Here is a 19823-nt window from a genome sequence, read left to right as displayed (position 1 = left end):
GTGCCCGATGGGGCCGTTGGACGCCGTCCAGCCGTGCCTCAGGCCGCCACGCCCGCGACTATCCTGCGCGTTCGACGAGCACGCAGCGCGCGCCGGAGAAAATCGTCGGCATGCACTTGTTGCAGTGGATACACAACGACTTCGTCCACGCATCCTCGGCGATGCGATTGACCAGATCCGGCTCACGCAGCAACGCACGAGCCATCGCCACGAACTCGAAACCCTCCGCCATCGCGGTGTCCATCCCCGCCCGATCGGTCACCCCACCCAACAACACCAACGGCAGCTTCACCGCAGCGCGGACCTGCCGCGCCTGCTCGAGCATGAACAGATCCCGATACGGATACGCGTGGAGCATCTGCTTGCCCACCAACTGCACCCCCAGCCGCACCGGCTGCGGCATCGCCGCCGCGAACTCCCGCACCGGGGCGTCACCCTTGAACAGATACATCGGGTTCAGCAGCGAACTGCCCATCGTCAGCTCCAGCGCGTCGACACTGCCGTCCGACTCCAACCACTGCGCGACCTGGATCGCCTCATCGATCCAAAAGCCGCCCGGCACACCATCATCCATGTTCAACTTCGCCAGGATCGCGACCCTGTCGCCGACCGCTTCACGCACCGCACGCGCGGTGTCGACGACCACCCGCGCCCGGTTCTCCAGCGAACCACCGAAGGAATCCTTGCGCTTGTTGAGCTTCGGACTCAGAAACGAACTCGCGAAATAGTTGTGGCCGAAATGGATCTCCACCGCATCGAAGCCACCATCGACGGCCAGCTGCGCCGCCGTCCCATGCGCCTCAGTGATCCGCGCGATGTCATCCTTCGACGCCGACCGGATCATCTTCATGCTCAACGGATTGAACGACCGCGACGGCGCCAGCGCAGGCAGACCCGTCGACTTCTCATTCGCCACCGGACCGGCGTGCCCCAACTGCGCCGACGCCGCCGCCCCCTCGGCATGAATAGCGTCGGTCAGCCGCCGCAACCCCGGCAAGACCTCCGGTCGCATCCACAACTGCCCGCGTTCCGTACGCCCCTCCGGCGCCACCGCGCAATACGCGACCGTGGACATACCGACCCCGCCCGCGGCCGGGCGGCGATGGAACTCGATCAACTCATCGGTCACCAGAGCATTCGGCGTCTTGCCCTCGAAAGTCGCGGACTTGATGACCCGATTCCGCAAGGTGATCGGGCCCAGCTTCGCCGGCGCCAGGACGTCGGGGTGGGTCATGGGAGTCCTCCAATGTGTTCGAGTGGACCGCGGCACGGACGAGTGAGCCGGCCGTCGGGGTCAGGTGTGTGCACCAGATTGCGGCCGAACACCCGAACCCGATGTGACCCGTCTCACTCAGCGGGAAACCTCATGGCGCCGGGCGGCGGGCGCATAGAGTGTTACACGTGTCACCCGCTGGGCCAGGGAAAACACGACCATCAACCATGGGAAGGGCGGCGCCGCTGTGCGAACCGATGGGCCAGATTCGACGTTCCGATCGACCCCGCCCGCCGATTTCGGGCAGCTACTCGATCACCTGGCGGTGGTCGACAGCCTGCACCGGTTTCAAGCCCGACTCGATGCGAAGGACTGGCCCGGGCTCCGGTCGGCGATGACCGAGGATGCCCGCGCCTACTTCGTCGAGGGCGCCGACGCGGTGCTCGCCGTGGTCCGGGCCCACCTCGACGTATGCGGCGCGACGCAGCACCTGATGGGCAACGTGCAGGTGCAGCTGGACGGGGACACCGCCCGGACCCGGTCGTACTTCCGGGCGTTCCACGTCGGTGCAGGCGCGAACGAGGGCGCGGTCTACGAATGCCTCGGCGACTACAACGATTCGTGGGCCCGGACCGACGCAGGCTGGGCGTTGGCGAGCCGTGTCATCGCCGTCCGCGCGGAGACCGGGGACCGGGCCGTCATCACCCCGCGCTGACCGCCGACCCGGTCAGGCCGACTGCCGGACCACCACCCGCGGGGCGAACAGATCGCCGAGCGGTTCGAAGGGGCGTCCGTCGACCAGACGATGAATCGACTCCGCCAGGCCGGACGCGATAGCCGGCAGGTCGACACAGGTCGTCGTCAGCTGCGGTCGCAGAATCGCGCCGAGCGGCAGGTTGTCTGACCCGACGACGGCGATGTCCCGCGGCACCTCGAGCCCCACCTCCCGCAGGGCCTGGATCAGCACCAACGCGAACTCGTCGTCGTACGCGTACACCGCATCCGGCCGCCGTCCCGGATCGCGCCAGGTCGAGAGGACCGGAAGCAGGCTGTCGATCGACAGGACGCAGTCGACCCGTTCGACCGAGGCCCCCTCCTGCGCGGCCGCCGACACGAACACCCCGAACCGGCGCTCCCCGAGCTCGGCGAGTTCGGCGCCCGGCACCAGGCACGCGAGTCGTCGATGGCCGCGCCGGCCCGCGAGATACCTTGCCGCGCAGTCGGCCAACGAATCGAATTCGAACCGCGCCGTCGGCGCGTAGGGAACCGCCTCGGGCCCGGCGAGGAGCACGGCCCGCACCCCGGCCCTGCGCAGCAACGCCGTCGCCTCGGCGTCGCAACGCGCGGTGTCGGTGAAGACCGCGGCCGGGCGGAGCTGCGCCCACGCGCGGGCACCGGTCACGCCACCCGAATTGCGGTCGCCGTGCAGGAGGAACCGGAGCCCCCGCTCGGACAGGCCACGATCGAGCCCCTGCAGGATCGCGTCGACCGCGAACCCCAGCGGGATGTCGGGCATCGGCATCAGCACGATGTTGCTGCGCCCGGCGCGCAGGGCGCTCGCCGTGAGGTTCGGCGTGTATCCGAGGGCGTCGACGCTCGCCAGCACGCGTCGCTTCGTCTGCTCGCTGATCGGGTGATCGTCTCGACCGTTGAGCACGTAGGAGACGGTGGCCCTCGACACCCCGGAGTGACGCGCGACGTCTGCGCTGGTCGGCCGTCGTTCTCGCGCCCGGTCCACCGTCGTCCCCTTGACCTCCGACCGCCCGTGCCGGATCTCGGAGCGGGATACCCGGAACGCTACACGCGTCACCTGTCGACAATCGATTGCCGCACTCCCGGAATCCAACCGACTGTATGCCTGCCCGGCCACGCCCGGTCACGCAGTCGAGAACTGGTCACGATGCGCCGACGGGCTGATTCCGAACGCGCGCCCGAAATGCAGCCGGAGCGAGGCCGGTGACCCGAAGCCCGACGCGCCCGCCACCGCGTCGATCCCGAACTCCGTCGTTTCCAGCAGCAGGCGGGCTCGATCCAGCCGCTGCACGAGCAGCCACTGTTGCGGGCTCGACCCCGTGCGCTCGCGAAACCGCCGGGTGAAGGTGCGCCTGCTCATCAGCACAACGCGCGACCAGTGATCGAGGTCGACGGGCTCGGACAGGTTCATTCGGGCCCACGCCATCGCCCGCTCGATCTCGTCCTCACCGTCCTGTTCGCGCACGGGGACCGGGATGAACTGCGCCTGGGTGCCGCTGCGGTGCGGAGCCAGCACCAGCCGGCGGGCGAGCGTGGTCGCGGCGGAGACACCGTGGTCCGATCGGACCAGATGCAGGCAGCAGTCGAGCGCCGCGGCCGTACCGGCCGAGGTCACCACGTCACCCAGATCCGACCACAGCACGTCCGATCGGACCGTCACCTGCGGATGCCGACGCGCCAGGTCCTCCGCGGCATGCCAATGGGTCGCCGCCTCGCGCCCGTCGAGGATCCCGGAATCGGCAATCGGGAAGGCGCCCAGGCACAGTCCGACGATGCGTGCCCCGCGTCCGTGTGCCCGCCGGATCGACTCGAGCAGCGCATCCGACGGACGACGGGCAGGCACCCAGCTCGGGACCACCACCGTGTCCGCCTCGACCAGGGTGTCGAGGGAACGCCGAACGGCGATGTCGTAGCCGGCGTTGGTCGGCAGGATGCCCGGGTCCTCGGCGCAGATGGTGACCCGGTAGCGCGGGGCGATGCCGCGGTTCTCCGCGTGCCCGAAGACGAGCGACGGCACCGAGAGATGGAACGGGCTGATATCGGGAAAGGCAATCACCGCGACGGATCCGACCATGGCCCGATCCTAGCGAATCATGTCCTGCGGGCCACTGGCCGCGAGGGGGGTGCTCGGTCGATCCTTGTGGCATGACCTCGACAACGGCAAGCAAGACCTCGACCGGTTCCGCAGCGGGACAGGGAGTTCGGGCGGTCCTCGTGGGCGGCCCCACCCTGCACCTGTCGGTGGCCGGCCTGAGCATCCTCACCGATCCGACGTTCGACGAGCCGGGCAGCTACGAGGGCGGCGTCACCCTGACCAAGCTGACCCCGCCCGCACTCTCCGCGGAGGCACTCGGCCCCATCGACCTCGTACTGCTCTCGCACGATCAGCACGCGGACAACCTCGACGATGCGGGCCGCCGGCTACTGGGCCGGGTCGAGACGGTGCTCTCCACGCCGGAGGCGGCCGGGCGATTGCCCGGGGTGACCGGACTCGCGCCGTGGGACCACACGGCGATCACCACCCCGGACGGCAGCGAGCTCACCGTCACGGCGGTCCCGGCGCTGCACGGCCCCGCCGGATGCGAACCGATCACCGGCACAGTCGCCGGATTTGTGCTCAGCGCCAAGGGAATTCCCACGATCTACATCTCTGGGGACAATGCGTCGGTCGAGCTGACCCGCGAGATCGGGGAACGGCTCGGCCCCGTCGACATCGCGGTCCTCTTCGCCGGGGCCGCGGATCCCGGCCGCTTCCCGGTGCCGGTCACCCTGACGTCGGCGGAGGCGGTCGAGGTGGCCCGGATCCTCACCCCGTCCGTCGTCATCCCCGTGCACACCGACGGCTGGGCGCACTTCACCGAAGGCGCGGACCGGTTCACGGCGGCTTTCGAGTCCGCTGGGCTCGAAAGTCGCCTTCACACCCCGGTGCCCGGCACGTATTTCGACATCTGAACTCTGTGGGCGACGCGACCGCGGGCACTCCCCCGAACACGGAAACGGTGGGTCGAATCCAGTGACTCGACCCACCGTTTCTGGAGGGGCACTAGGTCTCGATGACCGAGTCGCTAGAACCGAGCGCACTGGCGATCTCGTTGAACAACGAGATAACGGGGTCGAACACCAGCATCGAGACTCCTTCTTACCGTTGGAATCTGCCGCCGCCTCGACCGACTCGAGGGACGACCCATTTATACATATACGGCCGAATCCCTGGGCCGGATTCCGAACAACATCACCCGATCCCCGTCACGTCAGGCCGGCGACGCACCGACCTGCCCGAGATGACGGGCGAAGAAGCGGATCGCGCTGTCGACCTCGAATCTGGGCATGTCGACATGCCCACCCGCGTTGGCGTGCAGCGTCTTCTCCTTCGAGGCGAAGGCGTCGAACAGCGCGAGACCGGATTGACGTTCGACGTGCTCGTCGTCCCACTGGAGCAGGAATTCGATCGGGACGGTGATCTGTGCCGCCGCCTCGGTCAGCGATTCATGCCCGAGACAGCCGAAGACCGCCGCGGCGATCCTGGCCTCGACCGCCGCCAACGGCACCCCGATCCCGGTGCCCTGCATGATGCCCCAGAAGCCGACCGGACCGTCGGCGCCGATCTCCGGCAGTGCCTGCAGGGCGTCCAGGGTCGCCTGCCATTCCGGCACGGCACGCGCCGCGAGGTCCTTGTGGATCTCCACGACGACCGGGGCGAGCGGCTCACCCGCCGCCTGAGCCTGCCGCAAGAGGGCGATGTGCTGCTCGTCCGCCGCGGTCCGGGGCCGGTCACCGTGCCCGGGCGCATCGATGGCCGCGACGTTGAAACCGCAGGCGGCCACGAAGCGCTGCGCACGGCCCAAGATTCCCGGAGCCCTCTTGTGTTGGCCGCCACCGTGCGCCATGAGCACCAGGGGCGCGCCTTCGGAACGGGATGCGGGCGACCACAGCAGGCCGGTGACCTCACCCAGTGTGAAATTGCGTTCGACGACACCGTTCGACGATGACTCCGCAGTGAAATGCATAGGTTGGTGCCTTTCGGGATGCCTAGTGGAGGCGCTCCCGGCGACGTCTTACTTCAGTCGCCCAACCGTGAAGAAGAGCGGGAGCACCCAGTGGATACAGCGTTCACGGGTCTCACCTCCTCGGGTCTGTCACGGTCGTCTTTTCGGCGACCTCCGGAGGTTATCAGCTAGGGATTCAGAACGCGGGCAAGCATTGCGTCAACGCCTGCCGTGAACTCTGCGACGAACCCACCGCCGCCGTGTCCCGCGTCGTCGACGACCACGAGCCGGCTCGCCGGCCACGACCGGGTGAGCTGCCACGCGGTATCCAACGGACCGGACACGTCATAGCGACCGTGCACGAGCACCGCGGGGATGGTCGCGATCCGGTCCATCGAGGCCATGATCTGCCCCTCCTCGAGAAAGCAGTCGTGACTCCAGTAGTGCGTGACCAGGCGCGCGAAGACACTGCGGAACAACGGATCCGAGTACCGCAGGCTCGGCGACCAGTTGGGTACGAGGGACACGTGCGTGTCCTCCCACTCACACCACCGCCGGGCGGCCTCCTCACGAACCGCCGCGTCCGGGTCCGAAAGCAGCCGCGCGTACACCGCGGCGAGATCACCACCGCGCTCACTCTCGGAGACCCCCTCGACGAACCGCTCCCACTCCTGCGGGAACACCCGCCCCATCGCGCGGGTGATCCAGTCGATCTCGACCCGGGTGCCGGCGGTCACCGCGCCGAGCACCATCGCCAGCACCCGACCGGGGTGCTGCTGCGCGTACGCCAACGCCAACGACACTCCCCACGACATCCCGCTCACGATCCACCGATCGATACCCAGATGTTCGCGCAGCCGCTCGATGTCAGCGACCAGGTGAGCGGTGGTATTCGAGGAGAGGTCCGTGTCCGGTCCATCCGCGAGCGGGCGACTGCGGCCGCAACCACGCTGATCGAACAACACTGCCCGACTCCGCGACGGATCGAAGTACCGTCGTGCACCGGCGGTACAACCGGAGCCCGGACCGCCGTGCAGGAACAAGACCGGCACCCCGCCGGGGTCGCCGACGCTCTCCCAGTAGAGGACATGCCCGTCGGACACGTCGAGTAGGCCCGATTCGTGCGGCTCGACCGGCGGGTATCGCGTGCTCACCGAAACAGCATGCCGAACCGACGACGTCCGATCCACATCCGCGAGCTCTCGCTCACGACGCGTGCCGCGGATGGTCATTACACTCGGACCGCATGGGGATGCTGTTCGCGATGACGATTCCAGGGCTGGTGTGCCTGCTCGTCCTGGCCGCGTTCGCCGAGACCCTGTTCAATCGGGTGACCGGCGGACGGATGTTGCCGTGGACCCGACGTGGTGGCGGCCGCACCGTGTCGGCGACCGGCTTCGAGGAGGTCACGGCGGTGTTCCAGGGCTCGAAGCACCACGAGTTCGAGCAGCGCCAGGTGTCCCTGATGCATCGCGAGGACGACGCGGACGGTGCACCGCCGCTGGTGCGCGTGGACATCGCGTCGAACCGTGCCGTGCTGCGCAACGCCGACGACGTCCCGCGCTGACGGCACTCGGCACGGTGGGGAAGCCCGCCCTGCCCTCAATCCGCCAGCACGTCGAGGGCCGCCGACAGCTGCTCCAGCGCCTCCAGTGCCCGCCGGAATTCCTCGACGCCCAGCTGATTCGCGAGCCGGTCGGCGAACGCGCGCTGGTCGGGCGTGATGCGCGCCATCGCCGCCCGACCCTCGGCGGTCAGCCGCAGCAGCTTCGCCCGGCGATGGGCGGGATTCGGCGAATACTCGGCAAACCCCTTGTCCACCATCAGATCTGCTATCCGCTGCACACTTTGGCGGGTGATACCCATGGCCCGCGCGATGCCTGCGACCGGCAGTGGTTCGTCGACGATCGCTCCGAGCACCTGCCACCATGCGGCGGTGAGGCCGGCCGGCCGAGCCAGCTGCTCGGCTACCGCCAAGAACTGGCCGTTGAGCCGGAACGCGGTCAGGGCGGCGCCGGAGAGCAGCCCGGCCGGCTTGGGCTCGGTCATTGCGCGGTCGCCGCCTGCAACACCTCGAAGGCGCTCGCGTCCGAGTGCGCGTACAGCCGGTACCAGGCGTCGAGCACCTCCGGAGTGTAGACATCGAGGCGACCCAGGATCTCGCGGGCGAACTCCACGGGGTTCGTCGCGCCCGCGGTGATCAGATCCCGATCGGTCACCGCGGGCTCGTCCCGGTACCGGCCGCCGCCCTTGTAGCCGGTCATGGCCAGGAAATACGCGACGTTGCTGGTGTGGTCGCGTTCGTCGAGCAGGCCCTCGCCCGCGAGCCCGTAGGTCGCGCCGCAGATCGCCGCGACCGGCACGCCCGCATCGAGGAACGCGCGCGCCTTGGCCGCCAACGGGGCCAAGGCATCGCCCCCGATCCAGGTGTCGGCCCCGGGCAGGATCAGCATCGCGCTGTCCTCGGGGTCCAGATCGGTCAGGACGAGGTCCGGGATCATGCGCACGCCACCGTTGGTGGTCACCGGGTCCAGGGTCTGCCCGACGGTGGACACCGAGTAGCGGCCCGGTTCGCGCTGCCACTGACGCTGGTTGATGTGCGCGATGGCGTGACCGGTTTCCCAGTCCGCGAGGGTGTCGTAGATGGCCAGATGCACCACTTGAGTCCTCATGACAGCATTCTGTCATAAAGACAGCATGCTGTCACTGAGGTCTTGGCCAAGGGAGCACATCACGCCCGGACCGCGGCGACGAGCCGGCGCACGGATTCCGGCTCCTGGACGCCCTCCCCCACCCACGGCGCGGGTTCCGGCGCACCGGCCACGGTCCGCAGCGGGACCACGCCCGCCCATTCACCGGAGGCCGCCGACGGCGCGGGCGGGGGCGCGTCGCGCACCTTGACCGTCCAGCAGCCCCGCTCGATCGGCAGGGCGATCGCCAGGGTCGCCGCGAGCTCCTTCTTCGTGTGGGTGCGGACCTCCGAGCTCCGGCCGGGGATCAGTGAATCGGACAACAGGTCGAGGGCGTCCACCGCACCATCCCCGCGGAACGCGGTCAGGCGGCCCCGCACGACTGCCGACCGATAGTTGGCCGTGGAGTCGAACAGGGTGTCCGCCACCACGATCCCGTCGAGCATCGTCACAGAGAACGCAACCGGGGCGCCTGCCGCGACGTGCCGCAGGGCGCCCGCACCCGTCGACCCGTGCAGCACGATGCGGTCACCGTCGCGGGCGTAGAGCATGGGCACCACCCACGGCAGTCCGTCCACCACCGTCGCGAGGGTGCCGACCGACGCGGCGTCGAGCACCTCGTCGAGATCGGCCCGGTGGCTGCTGGCGAGGTCTGGGTATCTCCTGATCCGGTCCATGCACCGAATCGTGCCCACTTTCCGGCATGGTCGACAGGCCCAGAATCGAGCAAAACAACCAGACCGCAATTTTGGGCTCAGGGCGCCTTGACGTGGTCGTCGATGAAGCGCTCCGTCAGCGCGGCGATCGAGGCGGCGTGAGCGTGGAACAGGTAGTGGTGGCCGTCCATGATCGTGACCTGCTGGATCGCGGGATTGCTGATCGCCGCGCGGTGCGAGGACTCCCACTCCGGGTCCGCCGTGAGCGAGGAGGAGGCGAGGATCGACAGGGTAGGCAACGCGGGAGGGAACACGGCGCCCTCGGCCGCACGCACGTTCTCCGCTTCGCGGGCGGCCTCGTCCAGCATGGTCGGGTTCAACACCCACGAGTAGGCCCGCAAGTACAGGTCCTGCTGGTCCGGGGTGTACTCGGCGGTGTCGCCGAGGCTCTGCCGGTAGTCGGCCACCAGACCCAGGTAGTCGGTGCTCTTGTCCAGGGCGATCAGGTCTCGGATGCCACCGGCCGCGGTGACGGCGGACATCCAGCCCGGCCACGCCGGGGAGTCCTGAGCAAGACCGGAGGTGTAACGCTCGTCGTCCAGGCCCACCACGGCGGCGACCTCGTCCGGGTGATGGGTCGCCCACCACATCGCGTACAGACCCGAAATCGAATGGGGCATCAGGACATAGGGTCCGCCCAGCCCCAATTCCCGGAGCGCGGCCCTGGTCTCGTCGACGATCGCCTCACTGGTGCGCGGGGCGTCGGTGCCGTCGCTGAGGCCCAGCCCGAAATACTCGACGGTGACGACGGTGTTCTTCTCCGCCAGGCGTCGTGCCAGCGGGGCGAAGTCGAGGATCGGTTCCGGGGTGCCCAGACCGGGCAGCAGGACGATGGTCCGCGGTCCCGAACCCTGGACCGCGACGCTCATCCGGTGCCCGTCCACCTCGACATAGCGATGATCGGAACCCATCGCCGCTTCGATGGCCGCCTTGTCGCGCGGTGTCTGCCACCGGTGGAAGCCGGCCGAGACCGCAACGGCGAGGACGGCAAGCGCGACGAGACCGACGATCACTCGCCCCACGACACGGAGAATGCGGCGCGGCCCCGATCGCTGTGACGTCTCGCTGTCCACCATGGACTCCAGGCTCAATTGGGTTTGCAGATTTGGTCTTTCGGCGGCAGTTCACCGGTCGTCAGATAGCGGACGGCGATGTCCGTGGCGCACGAGCTGGTTCCAGGGACGCCGCCCGGGAGCCCGAACGGCATTCGCTGAGGCAGGACGAGGTGTGCGGCTTTGCCCTCCACCGTGACCAGTCGCGAATCGGGAACCAGGTCGCCGAGGGCGCGCGCGCCCTCGGCCGGCGTGACGGCGTCCCGCTCGTTGGTGATCAGCAGCATGCCCGGCACATCGCCCCACCCCGACCGCGAATCCGGCTGCCCGGGGAACGGCCATTGTGCGCACACCGGGGAGAACCCCATCCCGAGGTACGTCAGCGGCGCCCGCTCGGCCGCCCGCTGCTGCTCCGCCAGAATGGCCGCCATGTCATGACCCCAATCGCCGGCATTGCAGTTGTAGGCCGTCCACCAGCCCTGCCGGGGGCCGCCGGAGAGGACGGCGCCGAGCTCGCGGTCGATCAACGGCGAGAGCTGGAACTGGGAGACCATCGCGACGGCGGCCTGCACCGATGCGGGGGACAAATCCCCGGACACCGCTGCACGAATCGTCAGGAGCTTCGACAACACGGCCTCGTTCGCGGCATTCCCGACACCGAACAGGATCGAGTTCAGGTCGTTCGCAGTGAACGCCTGATCCCCGAGGAGACGAATCGGCCGGGCTGCGAGCTCGGCGCGGAGCTTCGTGATCGATGCCAGTACCTGCTCTGCGGTGTCGCCGAGGATGGTTCCGCGGGTCGCCACCCAGGGCGCGAACTCGGTCTGCACTGCCTGCTGCCGGGCCCGATACCGTTCTTGCAGAACCTCGTTCGTACTCCTGAGCGGATCGACAACGGAATCGAGCACCCATCGGTCGACGCGTCCGGGAAAGGTCCGCGCCAGCTCTCTCCCGAGGGCGGTCCCCTGCGACACCCCGAGGTAGTTCCACTTGTCCGCGCGCAGGAGCCGCCGCACCAGGTCCAGGTCACGCACCGTCTGCCAGTAGGTGACGTAGGGCGCCGTGGACCCGCCATCCGGGGTTGCGGCCGCCCCGGCGAGGCATCGCTCGGTCCACCGCCGCGCGTCGTCCAGCTGGCGAGCAGCGGACTGCGCCGTGAGGTCGAGGACGTCGTAGCCCTCCCTCGAGCCGGTACCGAGGAGGACAGGATCTCCGGAGGCGGCCGGATCACAGGACTGCGCCGTCGACGACGTGGATGTTCCCCGCGCGTCGAATCCGATGAGGTCGAACGATTCCCGGAGCTCCGGCATTCCGCCGGCGAAGCTATGGGGATCGAGGAGGGTGCCGGCGCCCGAACCGCCGGTACTGGTCAGCAGCGGTGTGGTCGCGCTTCCCGTGCTGGGAAGCCTCGAGATCCAAAAGGTCGCCTCACGCCCATCGGCGGGATCCGCCCAGTCGAGTGGAGTTCGGATGCGGGCGCAGTCGAGTCCGGGCGGTACCGCCGATCGGGCCGCCGCGTAAGCCTCGCCGGCCAGCGCGTGGTCGAGGATGTCCGAGGGACACGGATGCCAGCGGAGCTCCTGTTCGGCATAGCCGGAAGGGATGCCCTGCTCGGGCGCCGATGCCGCGGTGGCGGGGACGCTCGCGGCGAACCCGCTGAACAACGCGCATCCCGCCGCCACGATGACGCGCGAACGCCGAGCCCGCCCCCAAAAAACCATGCGCACTGAACCTCTCCCCCTGTGGCGAAGTCGCCGTGTCGGCAAACTGCGCTCCTGCCTCGGCCCGACTCCCCCAGGCCAAACCTCCACCATTGGAACATGCCTCGGTCGCCGGTATTCCATTGACATAGGTACCGGTCAGCTCCACATGCCCGTCACCCCGTGGGCCCGGCAGGATCCCGATCGGCCTTGTGGGCGAGGACGCGGAAGACGATGCCACCGCGCCCACTTCGGTGAACCTCGTCGACGGAGAACCCCGCGGCCGTCAGGTAGGGAACCGGGTCACGGGTGAGGTGATCGGCACCGAATCGCACGCTCAGCGGGTTCACGGCGCGCATCATCGCTCGCCCAACAGGATTCGTGGATGGGCCGTGCTCGGCCAGGACGAAGCGTCCGCCCGGCACCAGCACTCGTATCGCCTCGGCACTGGCTCGCTGCGGATCGGGAATGGTGCAGAAGGTGAAGGTGGAGACGACTGTGTCCACCGACGCGTCCGGTAGGTCCAACGCCTGCACATCGCCGTGCCGCAGGTCCACCCGCCCGGTCTCGCCCGCAGGGACCTTTCGACGGGCGATCTCGAGCATGCCCTCGGACAGGTCCACCCCGACGATGCTCTCCACCGCGGGGCCGTAGAGCGGCAGGTTCAGCCCACTGCCGACCGCGATCTCGAGCACCCGGCCGCGTGCTTGCGCGACGGCCCACTGCCGGGCGTCGCCGAGGACGAAACGTTCGAACAGACCCATCTGCCGCTCGTAGTGTGCGGCCATCTTGTCGAAGACCTGCTCGACTTTTTCGTTGCCGACCTTGCTCATCTCAACCCCCCGGAAGATGCGACGACCACCCCTGTCACGCCCAGTCTGTCACGGGGCGGTCAGCTGGGCGGACAACTCCCACAGGGCAGCTGCGGTGGCGGGATCGCCGGCGTGGTCGCTTGCCGCACCGATCCTGCAGTCCGCGAGGTAGGCACCGCCCACCGTGTCGAGCTCGGGCGCGGTCGCTCCCCATACCGACGTCGCCGCGGCGGCGGGGATGGACTTGAGGTTCGTCAGCACGTTCGGTGAGCCTGCCGACATGCGTTTCATCTCGGCCATGTCGTCCCGGGACATGTGGCGAGCGAGACCGGTGGCACACACACCCGGATGAACCGAGAAGCCGTGCACGCCCTGGCCGCCGAACCGTCGCTCGAGCTCGACGGTCATCAGCACGTTCGCGGCCTTGGACTGGGCATAGGCGACGAACTTGTCGTAGGTCCGGCTCTCGAAGTTCGGATCGACGAGATCGACGGGGTGCGCCCGGTGCGCATCCGAGGACACCGTGACCACCCGGGCCGGGACGCCGGACCGATCGGCGGCGGCCGACAGCGACGGTAGCAGCAGGCTGGTGAGCGCGAAGTGGCCGAGATGGTTGGTACCGAACTGGAGCTCGAACCCGTCACGGGTGCGCTCGAACGGCGGGTACATCACCCCGGCGTTGTTGATCAGGACGTCCACTCGCATCCGCCGTTCGGACAGCCTATCCACTAGGGCACGAACACTTTCCAGGTCTGCGAGGTCGAGTCCGAAGACCTCCGGATCCGACGAGGGATGGGTGTCACGGATCCGCGTCGCCACCGAGCCTGCCACGGCGGTGTCGCGGGCGGTGAGGATGACATGCGCGCCCGCACCGGCCAGCGCCCGGACGGTCTCGGCGCCCAGGCCGCTCGTGGCCCCGGTGACGAGCACGGTGCGCCCACTCAGGTCAATGCCGGCGAGGACCTCCGCTGCGGTGCTCGCGCTGTCGAGAGAGCCCGTCTCTCGGCGGGTCGGTTGCGGTGTCATTTCGGGGTGATCTCCTCCCAGTCGGTGGACAGCCGCGCCGTCCACCGGGGGTCGCGCCGGTCCAGATACGCGCGAACTCCCTCGGCCGCATCGGGTTTGCCCATCACCCGCAGGTGCAGGTCCGTCTCCAGGGCCGCCACTCGCTCCGGGCCGTACCCGTGTCGAACGGTCTGCCACAGCAGTCGTTTGGACAACGCGACCGACATCGGTGCGGTGTTCGCCGCGATGTCACGGGCGACATCCAGAGCTGCGGGCAGCACCTCGTCGGACGGCAGGCACCGGCTCGCCAGCCCCAGCCGGACCGCCTCGACGCCGTCGAAGGTGCGGCCCGTCAACAGAACATCCGCCGCGGCCGCCATCCCGGCGAAATGTGGGACGGTCCAATGAGACATCGCGTCGGGCAGCACCCCGCGGCGAACCTGCGGGATCGCGTACTTGGCGTCCTCGGCGACGATCCGGATGTCGGCCTGCATCGCGAGCGTGAACCCGATTCCGATGGCGTGCCCGTTAACCGCGGCGATCACCGGTTTGCGCAGATCGAAGGCCGGCGGATTGACCGGTGAGGCGGTGAACTCGGCGGCGGGAGCGTCGAAGGTGTCGCCTCCACCGGCGAGATCCGCACCCGCGCAGAACGCGGGGGGCGAACCGGTGAGGACGATGGCCCTGGTCGCATCGTCCTCGTCGAGAGTCCGATAGATCTCACCGAGCGCGCGGCCCATCGCGCCGGTGAACGCGTTACGCCGGTCGGGTCGGTCGAGGGTCACCACCGCGACCCCCTGCTCGACCGCGACGGAAACCCCGGCCGTCATCGGGCAGCCTTCACCGCCGAGATCAACTCGGCGACATGGTCATTCGAGACCGGATAGCCGGGGAAGTAGCAGCACACCCGGTCTGCGTGGTCGCCGAACCGGGCGACGATCTCCGCCGCGCACTGCTCGGGCGTCCCGTGCACCGCGAGCGTGGTCATCATGGTGGTGTCGATCAACTCCGTCATCGCGGCGACTTCGCCGCGCTTGGAGAGCACGTTGAGTTCCGGCTGCACGTCCGCCCACCCCTCCACCTCCAGCACCGGCCGGTACGCCGGGGTGGAGCCGTAGAACGCGAGCAGGCGCCGCACACCACGCGCCGCCGCCTCCAGTTCCTCCTGGGTTCGGCCGGTGCCCACGATGACCTGGGGGTAGATCGCGAGGTCCGATCGTGAACGTCCGCCGAGTTCGAGTCCCTCCTCGATCGCGGGCAGGGTCCGTTCCCGGAAGTGCCGGGCGCTGTTGAACGGCATGACGAGCAGTCCGTCCGCGACCTCCGCGGCCGCCCGCGTCATCAGCGGGCCAAGCGCCCCGAGGCAGATCTCCGGGGGCCCATACGGGTTGGGGCCGGGATTGAAGGTCGGGGGCATGAGGGTGTGCGTGGTGAACTCGCCCTGGAACTTGAGCGGTGCACCGCCCTCCCACGCGGCGAAGATCGCCTTGATCGCGAGCACTGTCTCGCGCATGCGGGCGGCAGGCTTCGACCACTCGGTGCCGTAGCGGCGCTCGATGTGCGGCCGGATCTGTGAGCCCAGGCCGAGACGGAACCGCCCGCGGCTCAGGGTCTGCAGATCGTTGGCGGTGTGGGCCAGGTGCATCGGGCTGCGGGGCAGCGCGATGGCAACGTTCGTCATCAGGTCCGCCTCGACCACACCCGACGCCGCGACGAGCGGCACGAACACGTCATGGGCCCCTTCGAAGGTGAACAACCCGTCCGCACCCAGCGCGACGAGCTCACGCGCCCGCGCGGCCGCATCCTCGGGTCGGCCGTCCAGCTGCACGTCGACCTTCATCGGCGCACCGACTTGATGTCCGCCGCCTCGGTCGCGTGCGCGGCCAGGACGTACAGGGACCCGGCGAGCGCGTCGACGAAGTCTTCCTCGTCCTCCACTCCCCTGGTGAGCCCACGCATGGTCGTGGTGCCCGAGAGCAGGTCGAACAGGAACATCGCGTTCACCCCGGCGTCGATCTCCCCCCGGGCGACGGCACCCTCCAGCAGATCCCGGAAGGCCTTGCGCACCGGCGCACCGATGGCGAGCAGGCGTTGGCGCGCCTCCTCGGACTGCGAATCGGCGAGCAGGCCCGGCACGCCGGCGCGCGCGGCGGGACGCGCGGCTCGGACCAGGAAGATCCGCACCCACGTCGCGAGATCGGCGCGCAGGTCACCGGACTCCTCGGGCATTGGATGCCCTCCCGTCCCGTGCACCGCCTCCTCGATCAACGCCTCACGGGTGGGCCACCGCCGATAGATGGCAGGCGTGTTCACGTCGGCCATCCGGGCAATCGCGGCGACCGTCGTCTGCTGATAGCCGACCTCCGCCAGCAGACGCCGCGCGGCGACGAGCACCGCCTGGTCCTTGCTCAGATCGCGGGGGCGCCCCGCGCGGGCCGGGGTCTCTGACTTCACCATTACATAGTAACTCGTTACATTAGTAGGGGCTGGCGCTTTGCGCGCCGGAGCCGACCCTCGTCGTTAGGCTCACCTCGTGACGGAGCGACAGCGGGGCGGACGTGCGGCCAGGGCAGAGGCCAGGCGCGAGGCCATCCTCGAGGCCGCGATGGCCGAGATCGCGGAGAGCGGGTACCGCGCCACCACCCTCGCCGCGGTGGCCGAGCGCGTCGGGCTGACGCAGCCGGGCGTTCTGCACTACTTCCCCAGCAAGAAGCACCTGCTGATCGGCGTGCTCGAGGCCCGCGATCAGTGGGATGTCGCGGCCCTTCTCGCGAGGTCGACGGATGTGCGACTGTCCCACCTCGAACAGATCGTGGAGTTCAATGCCGGACGCCCCGGCGTCGTCCAGACCTACACCGCGCTGGCCGCGGAGAGCACGACAGGACAGCACCCGGCGCGCGAGTACTTCACCGAGCGCTATTCCGCCGCCCGCGGCGCGTTCGCGGAATTGCTGCGCAAGGAGTTCGGCGACCGACTGCCGGGCGGACTCGCGCCCGAGCAGGCCGCGCCGCTGCTCATCGCGATGCTCGACGGCATGCAGATCCAGTGGCTGTTGGCCCCGGATGAGGTGGACATGACCGCCGCCTTCCGCAACTTCATCGCCCTGCTCAGCGCGGGCGACCACGTCGAGAACAGGGCCGACAAGAACTAGGGGCCACCGCCGAGTTCGTAACGTTTAGATAACAACACCTAGTGATCGCAAGGTAGCCTGGCAATATCGCCTTCAGGCGGACCGGCGAGCCGGCGGTCACTTCTCCCGACCGGCACGCCGAGCACACTCGGCCGACGACGAAGGGGCTCACGATGGACGACGAGGCAACGCGCGAGGCAGTGGAATCGGCGATCGCCAAGCTCGACCTTGACGCGAAGACGCGACTGCTCCAGGGCCAGGACATGTGGACGCTGCCCGCCCTCCCCGAGATCGGGCTCGGATCCCTGGTGATGTCCGACGGGCCGGTCGGCGTGCGCGGAGTCTTCTGGGGGCCCGACGACCCGTCCATCCTGCTGCCGTCCCCCACCGCGATGGCGGCGACCTGGGACCCGGACCTGATCGCCCGGGCGGGAGTGCTGCTCGCGCAGGAGGCGCGCCGCAAGGGCGTGCACCTGTTGCTCGCGCCGACCGTGAACATGCACCGCACACCGGTAGGCGGACGACACTTCGAGGCCTACTCCGAGGACCCATTCCTCACCGGCGCAATCGGTTCCGGCTATGTCCGCGGCGTGCAGTCCGGCGGCGTCGGCACCACCGTCAAACACTTCGTCGCCAACGATGCCGAGACCGACCGCATGTCCGTCGACAACATCGTCTCCCAGCGGGCGCTGCGCGAGCTCTACCTCGCCCCCTTCGAGACGATCGTCAAGGATGCGCAACCGTGGGCGATCATGTCGGCCTACAACAGCGTCAACGGCACCACGATGAGCGAGCACAACGAGCTGCTGAACGGCGTGCTCCGCGGCGAGTGGGGCTTCGACGGTTGCGTGGTCTCCGACTGGATGGGAACGCACTCGACCGTGGGCGCGATTCTGGGCGGCCTCGACATCGCGATGCCCGGCCCGCGATCCGTCTACGGCGAGCTGCTGGCCGCGGCCGTCCGCAATGACGAGGTCGACGAGTCGGTGATCGATGACGCCGTGCGCCGGGTTCTGCTGCTCGCGGCGAGAGCCGGCGTGCTCGAGAGCGCCCGGCCGGCGGTGACCGAGTTCCCCGAGACCGTGGACGGCCGTGCGATTGCCCGCGAGATCGCGGGCCGTTCCTTTGTCCTGGTGCGCAACACCGCTCAGGGCGGGGCGCCGATCCTGCCGATCAACCCGGCCGACACCACCGTCGCACTGATCGGACTGGCAGCCCGCGAGGCCCGTGTGCTCGGCGGCGGCTCCGCCATGGTCTTCCCCGAGTCCGTGGTCTCCCCGCTCGACGGCCTGACGGCAGCACTGCCCGGCGGCGCCCTCAGCTACAGCATCGGCGCGACGTTGAGCGACGAGATGGGTACCGCAGAACGGGGATTCGAGCTGCGCGCCCGGATCTACGACGCCGACGGGGCGCTGCTCCGCGAGCTCGCGCTGCCCAACGGCATGATCACCTGGATGGGCGTCCTCCCGGAGGGCATCGACTACCAGGCGCTGCACACGATCGAGGTGCTCGGCACGTTCACGCCGCAGGAGAGCGGGGCGCACAGCTTCGGCACCAAGGGGCTGGGACAGTTCACCCTGACGGTCGGCGGCGAGACCCTCTTCGACGGCGACCAGCCACTGGAGAGCTTCGACCCCTTCGAGCTGTTCTTCGGCGCACCGAAGGACCGCGGCGCCGTCGAACTGACCGCCGGGGAGCCCGTCGAGGTGGTCCTCAGGCACACACCGGCGAAGATGGAGGGCTCGCCCATCGACATCGTCAGCCTCAGCCTCGGCCACCTCGCACCGCAGCGGGATGCGGAGGAGCTGATGGCCGAGGCGGTGGAGGCAGCGAAGCGGGCGGATGTGGCCGTCGTCGTCGTCGCGACCACCGACAAGGTGGAGTCGGAGGGCTTCGACCGCACCACCCTGAATCTGCCCGGTCGCCAGGACGAGTTGGTGGCCCGCGTGGCCGCGGCCAACCCGCGAACCGTCGTCATCGTCAACGCGGGTTCACCGGTGGAGATGCCGTGGCGCAACGAGGTCGCGGCGGTGCTGCTGAGCTGGTTCCCCGGACAGGAGGCCGGCGCCGCGCTGGCCGACGTCCTGGTCGGACTGGCCGAGCCCGGCGGCCGGCTCCCGACCACCTGGCCCGCCACCCTCGCGGACTGCCCGGTCACCGACGTCACCCCCGTCGACGGCACACTCCACTACACCGAGGACCTGTTCATCGGCTACCGGGCCTGGGACCGGTCCGACGTCGCGCCCGCCTACGCGTTCGGACACGGCCTGGGCTACACGACATGGGAGTACGAGGGCGTCGAGCAGGACGGCGAGACCGTCACGGTCCGTGTCCGCAACACCGGATCCCGGCGCGGGCGCGAGGTCGCTCAGGTGTACCTGGCAGCCAAGGGCGACCGGGGAGATCGGCCCGCTCGCGCGCTGACCGGCTTCGCGAGCCTGGAAGCGAATCCCGGCGAAACAGCAACGGCTACAATCACTCTGCCGCGTCGCGCCTTCGAGATCTGGGATGAGGAGCATCGATCCTGGTCCTACCGACCCGGCGCGTACGACCTGCTGGTCGGCCCCTCCTCCGCCGACTGCCCCCTCATCCTGCCCATCCAAGCGGCCGTCTGACAGTTCACTGTCGAGTACGGCCTGAGACCATGCCTGCCCACCGTCCCTCGCGGTGGGCAGGCATCTAGACCATCCCCGGCCCCACCGTCCCTCGCGGTAGGCCGGGCATGGTCACGAAATGCCCCGCCACCGAGCCCGCTACCCGAAACGG

20 protein-coding genes are annotated in these 19823 nt (G+C 69.1%); 5 read left to right on the top strand and 15 right to left on the bottom strand.

The genetic code is table 11. The features are described from left to right. Window positions 1-58: 58 nt before the first annotated feature. Window positions 59-1234: an NADH:flavin oxidoreductase gene (locus ACWFRB_RS08165; protein ID WP_452640137.1), complete on the bottom strand. Its 1176-nt coding sequence runs from the start codon at window positions 1232-1234 to the stop codon at window positions 59-61. A gap of 226 nt (window positions 1235-1460) precedes the next feature. Here ACWFRB_RS08165 and ACWFRB_RS08160 point away from each other — a divergent pair, with 226 nt between their 5' ends. Further along, the gene (locus tag ACWFRB_RS08160; RefSeq protein ID WP_452640135.1) at window positions 1461-1928 is read left to right on the top strand and encodes a nuclear transport factor 2 family protein; all 468 of its coding nucleotides are present in this window, start codon (window positions 1461-1463) and stop codon (window positions 1926-1928) included. A gap of 12 nt (window positions 1929-1940) precedes the next feature. Here ACWFRB_RS08160 and ACWFRB_RS08155 read toward each other — a convergent pair whose 3' ends face one another. Beyond that, the gene (locus ACWFRB_RS08155) at window positions 1941-3023 is read right to left on the bottom strand and encodes a LacI family DNA-binding transcriptional regulator (RefSeq protein WP_452640133.1); all 1083 of its coding nucleotides are present in this window, start codon (window positions 3021-3023) and stop codon (window positions 1941-1943) included. 66 nt (window positions 3024-3089) lie between these two features. Beyond that, window positions 3090-4040: a GlxA family transcriptional regulator gene (locus tag ACWFRB_RS08150; RefSeq protein ID WP_452640131.1), complete on the bottom strand. Its 951-nt coding sequence runs from the start codon at window positions 4038-4040 to the stop codon at window positions 3090-3092. Between the two features lie 71 nt (window positions 4041-4111). Here ACWFRB_RS08150 and ACWFRB_RS08145 point away from each other — a divergent pair, with 71 nt between their 5' ends. After that, the gene (locus tag ACWFRB_RS08145) at window positions 4112-4918 is read left to right on the top strand and encodes an MBL fold metallo-hydrolase (RefSeq protein ID WP_452640129.1); all 807 of its coding nucleotides are present in this window, start codon (window positions 4112-4114) and stop codon (window positions 4916-4918) included. 299 nt (window positions 4919-5217) lie between these two features. Here ACWFRB_RS08145 and ACWFRB_RS08140 read toward each other — a convergent pair whose 3' ends face one another. Beyond that, window positions 5218-5973: an alpha/beta hydrolase family protein gene (locus ACWFRB_RS08140; RefSeq protein WP_452640127.1), complete on the bottom strand. Its 756-nt coding sequence runs from the start codon at window positions 5971-5973 to the stop codon at window positions 5218-5220. 167 nt (window positions 5974-6140) lie between these two features. Next, window positions 6141-7106: a prolyl aminopeptidase gene (gene pip, locus ACWFRB_RS08135; RefSeq protein WP_452640125.1), complete on the bottom strand. Its 966-nt coding sequence runs from the start codon at window positions 7104-7106 to the stop codon at window positions 6141-6143. 92 nt (window positions 7107-7198) lie between these two features. Between pip and ACWFRB_RS08130 the strand changes: the two genes are divergently transcribed. Then, window positions 7199-7519, top strand: a complete 321-nt coding sequence (locus ACWFRB_RS08130) for a DUF6191 domain-containing protein (RefSeq protein WP_452640123.1) — start codon at window positions 7199-7201, stop codon at window positions 7517-7519. A gap of 35 nt (window positions 7520-7554) precedes the next feature. Here the strand turns inward: ACWFRB_RS08130 and ACWFRB_RS08125 are convergent, their stop codons facing one another. From ACWFRB_RS08125 to ACWFRB_RS08080, 10 genes are all read right to left on the bottom strand, one after another. Continuing rightward, window positions 7555-8001, bottom strand: coding sequence for a MarR family winged helix-turn-helix transcriptional regulator (locus ACWFRB_RS08125; protein WP_452640121.1), 447 nt, complete (start codon window positions 7999-8001; stop codon window positions 7555-7557). Beyond that, window positions 7998-8624 (bottom strand): DJ-1/PfpI family protein, encoded by a 627-nt coding sequence (locus ACWFRB_RS08120; protein WP_452640119.1) that lies wholly within the window; start codon window positions 8622-8624, stop codon window positions 7998-8000. Before ACWFRB_RS08120 ends, ACWFRB_RS08125 begins: the two co-directional genes overlap by 4 nt. 59 nt (window positions 8625-8683) lie before the next feature. Beyond that, on the bottom strand, window positions 8684-9319 hold the full coding sequence (locus ACWFRB_RS08115) for a pyridoxamine 5'-phosphate oxidase family protein (protein ID WP_452640117.1): 636 nt from the start codon (window positions 9317-9319) through the stop codon (window positions 8684-8686). Between the two features lie 77 nt (window positions 9320-9396). Next, entirely contained in the window at window positions 9397-10380 is a 984-nt protein-coding gene (locus tag ACWFRB_RS08110; protein WP_452640115.1) for an alpha/beta fold hydrolase, read from the bottom strand. Between the two features lie 65 nt (window positions 10381-10445). Continuing rightward, window positions 10446-12131 carry an alpha/beta hydrolase gene (locus tag ACWFRB_RS08105; RefSeq protein WP_452640113.1) on the bottom strand — a complete coding sequence of 562 codons (1686 nt, stop codon included), beginning with the start codon at window positions 12129-12131 and terminating at the stop codon, window positions 10446-10448. A gap of 155 nt (window positions 12132-12286) precedes the next feature. Next, complete coding sequence (locus tag ACWFRB_RS08100) at window positions 12287-12943, bottom strand: class I SAM-dependent methyltransferase (protein WP_452640111.1); 657 nt, start codon at window positions 12941-12943, stop codon at window positions 12287-12289. 48 nt (window positions 12944-12991) lie between these two features. Beyond that, the gene (locus tag ACWFRB_RS08095; protein ID WP_452640109.1) at window positions 12992-13948 is read right to left on the bottom strand and encodes an SDR family NAD(P)-dependent oxidoreductase; all 957 of its coding nucleotides are present in this window, start codon (window positions 13946-13948) and stop codon (window positions 12992-12994) included. Further along, the gene (locus ACWFRB_RS08090) at window positions 13945-14757 is read right to left on the bottom strand and encodes an enoyl-CoA hydratase/isomerase family protein (protein WP_452640107.1); all 813 of its coding nucleotides are present in this window, start codon (window positions 14755-14757) and stop codon (window positions 13945-13947) included. Before ACWFRB_RS08090 ends, ACWFRB_RS08095 begins: the two co-directional genes overlap by 4 nt. Next, window positions 14754-15767 carry a TIGR03617 family F420-dependent LLM class oxidoreductase gene (locus ACWFRB_RS08085; RefSeq protein WP_452640105.1) on the bottom strand — a complete coding sequence of 338 codons (1014 nt, stop codon included), beginning with the start codon at window positions 15765-15767 and terminating at the stop codon, window positions 14754-14756. Before ACWFRB_RS08085 ends, ACWFRB_RS08090 begins: the two co-directional genes overlap by 4 nt. Then, window positions 15764-16381, bottom strand: coding sequence for a TetR/AcrR family transcriptional regulator (locus ACWFRB_RS08080; RefSeq protein ID WP_452640103.1), 618 nt, complete (start codon window positions 16379-16381; stop codon window positions 15764-15766). The genes ACWFRB_RS08085 and ACWFRB_RS08080 overlap by 4 nt, the downstream gene beginning before the upstream one ends. A gap of 79 nt (window positions 16382-16460) precedes the next feature. Between ACWFRB_RS08080 and ACWFRB_RS08075 the strand changes: the two genes are divergently transcribed. Together ACWFRB_RS08075 and ACWFRB_RS08070 are read left to right on the top strand one after the other, a co-directional pair. Then, window positions 16461-17078 (top strand): TetR/AcrR family transcriptional regulator, encoded by a 618-nt coding sequence (locus ACWFRB_RS08075; protein ID WP_452640101.1) that lies wholly within the window; start codon window positions 16461-16463, stop codon window positions 17076-17078. A 152-nt stretch (window positions 17079-17230) separates the two neighbouring features. Beyond that, the gene (locus tag ACWFRB_RS08070; RefSeq protein ID WP_452640099.1) at window positions 17231-19672 is read left to right on the top strand and encodes a glycoside hydrolase family 3 C-terminal domain-containing protein; all 2442 of its coding nucleotides are present in this window, start codon (window positions 17231-17233) and stop codon (window positions 19670-19672) included. The last annotated feature ends 151 nt before the right edge of the window (window positions 19673-19823 follow it).

This window comes from Rhodococcus sp. NPDC055112, from assembly GCF_053607505.1.
The sequence above is the reverse complement of the archived record's forward strand: the minus strand, read 5'-3'. Positions and strand labels throughout refer to the sequence as shown.

What these genes read in the sequence shown, in the direction of transcription:
- ACWFRB_RS08085 (WP_452640105.1), bottom strand. Translation starts at nt 15,767, where the DNA reads ATGAAGGTCGACGTGCAGCTGGACGGCCGACCCGAGGATGCGGCCGCG.
- ACWFRB_RS08070 (WP_452640099.1), top strand. Translation starts at nt 17,231, where the DNA reads ATGGACGACGAGGCAACGCGCGAGGCAGTGGAATCGGCGATCGCCAAG.
- ACWFRB_RS08095 (WP_452640109.1), bottom strand. Translation starts at nt 13,948, where the DNA reads ATGACACCGCAACCGACCCGCCGAGAGACGGGCTCTCTCGACAGCGCG.
- ACWFRB_RS08145 (WP_452640129.1), top strand. Translation starts at nt 4,112, where the DNA reads ATGACCTCGACAACGGCAAGCAAGACCTCGACCGGTTCCGCAGCGGGA.
- ACWFRB_RS08165 (WP_452640137.1), bottom strand. Translation starts at nt 1,234, where the DNA reads ATGACCCACCCCGACGTCCTGGCGCCGGCGAAGCTGGGCCCGATCACC.
- ACWFRB_RS08130 (WP_452640123.1), top strand. Translation starts at nt 7,199, where the DNA reads ATGGGGATGCTGTTCGCGATGACGATTCCAGGGCTGGTGTGCCTGCTC.
- ACWFRB_RS08120 (WP_452640119.1), bottom strand. Translation starts at nt 8,624, where the DNA reads ATGAGGACTCAAGTGGTGCATCTGGCCATCTACGACACCCTCGCGGAC.
- ACWFRB_RS08115 (WP_452640117.1), bottom strand. Translation starts at nt 9,319, where the DNA reads ATGGACCGGATCAGGAGATACCCAGACCTCGCCAGCAGCCACCGGGCC.
- ACWFRB_RS08125 (WP_452640121.1), bottom strand. Translation starts at nt 8,001, where the DNA reads ATGACCGAGCCCAAGCCGGCCGGGCTGCTCTCCGGCGCCGCCCTGACC.
- ACWFRB_RS08105 (WP_452640113.1), bottom strand. Translation starts at nt 12,131, where the DNA reads ATGGTTTTTTGGGGGCGGGCTCGGCGTTCGCGCGTCATCGTGGCGGCG.
- ACWFRB_RS08100 (WP_452640111.1), bottom strand. Translation starts at nt 12,943, where the DNA reads ATGAGCAAGGTCGGCAACGAAAAAGTCGAGCAGGTCTTCGACAAGATG.
- ACWFRB_RS08140 (WP_452640127.1), bottom strand. Translation starts at nt 5,973, where the DNA reads ATGCATTTCACTGCGGAGTCATCGTCGAACGGTGTCGTCGAACGCAAT.
- ACWFRB_RS08090 (WP_452640107.1), bottom strand. Translation starts at nt 14,757, where the DNA reads ATGACGGCCGGGGTTTCCGTCGCGGTCGAGCAGGGGGTCGCGGTGGTG.
- ACWFRB_RS08150 (WP_452640131.1), bottom strand. Translation starts at nt 4,040, where the DNA reads ATGGTCGGATCCGTCGCGGTGATTGCCTTTCCCGATATCAGCCCGTTC.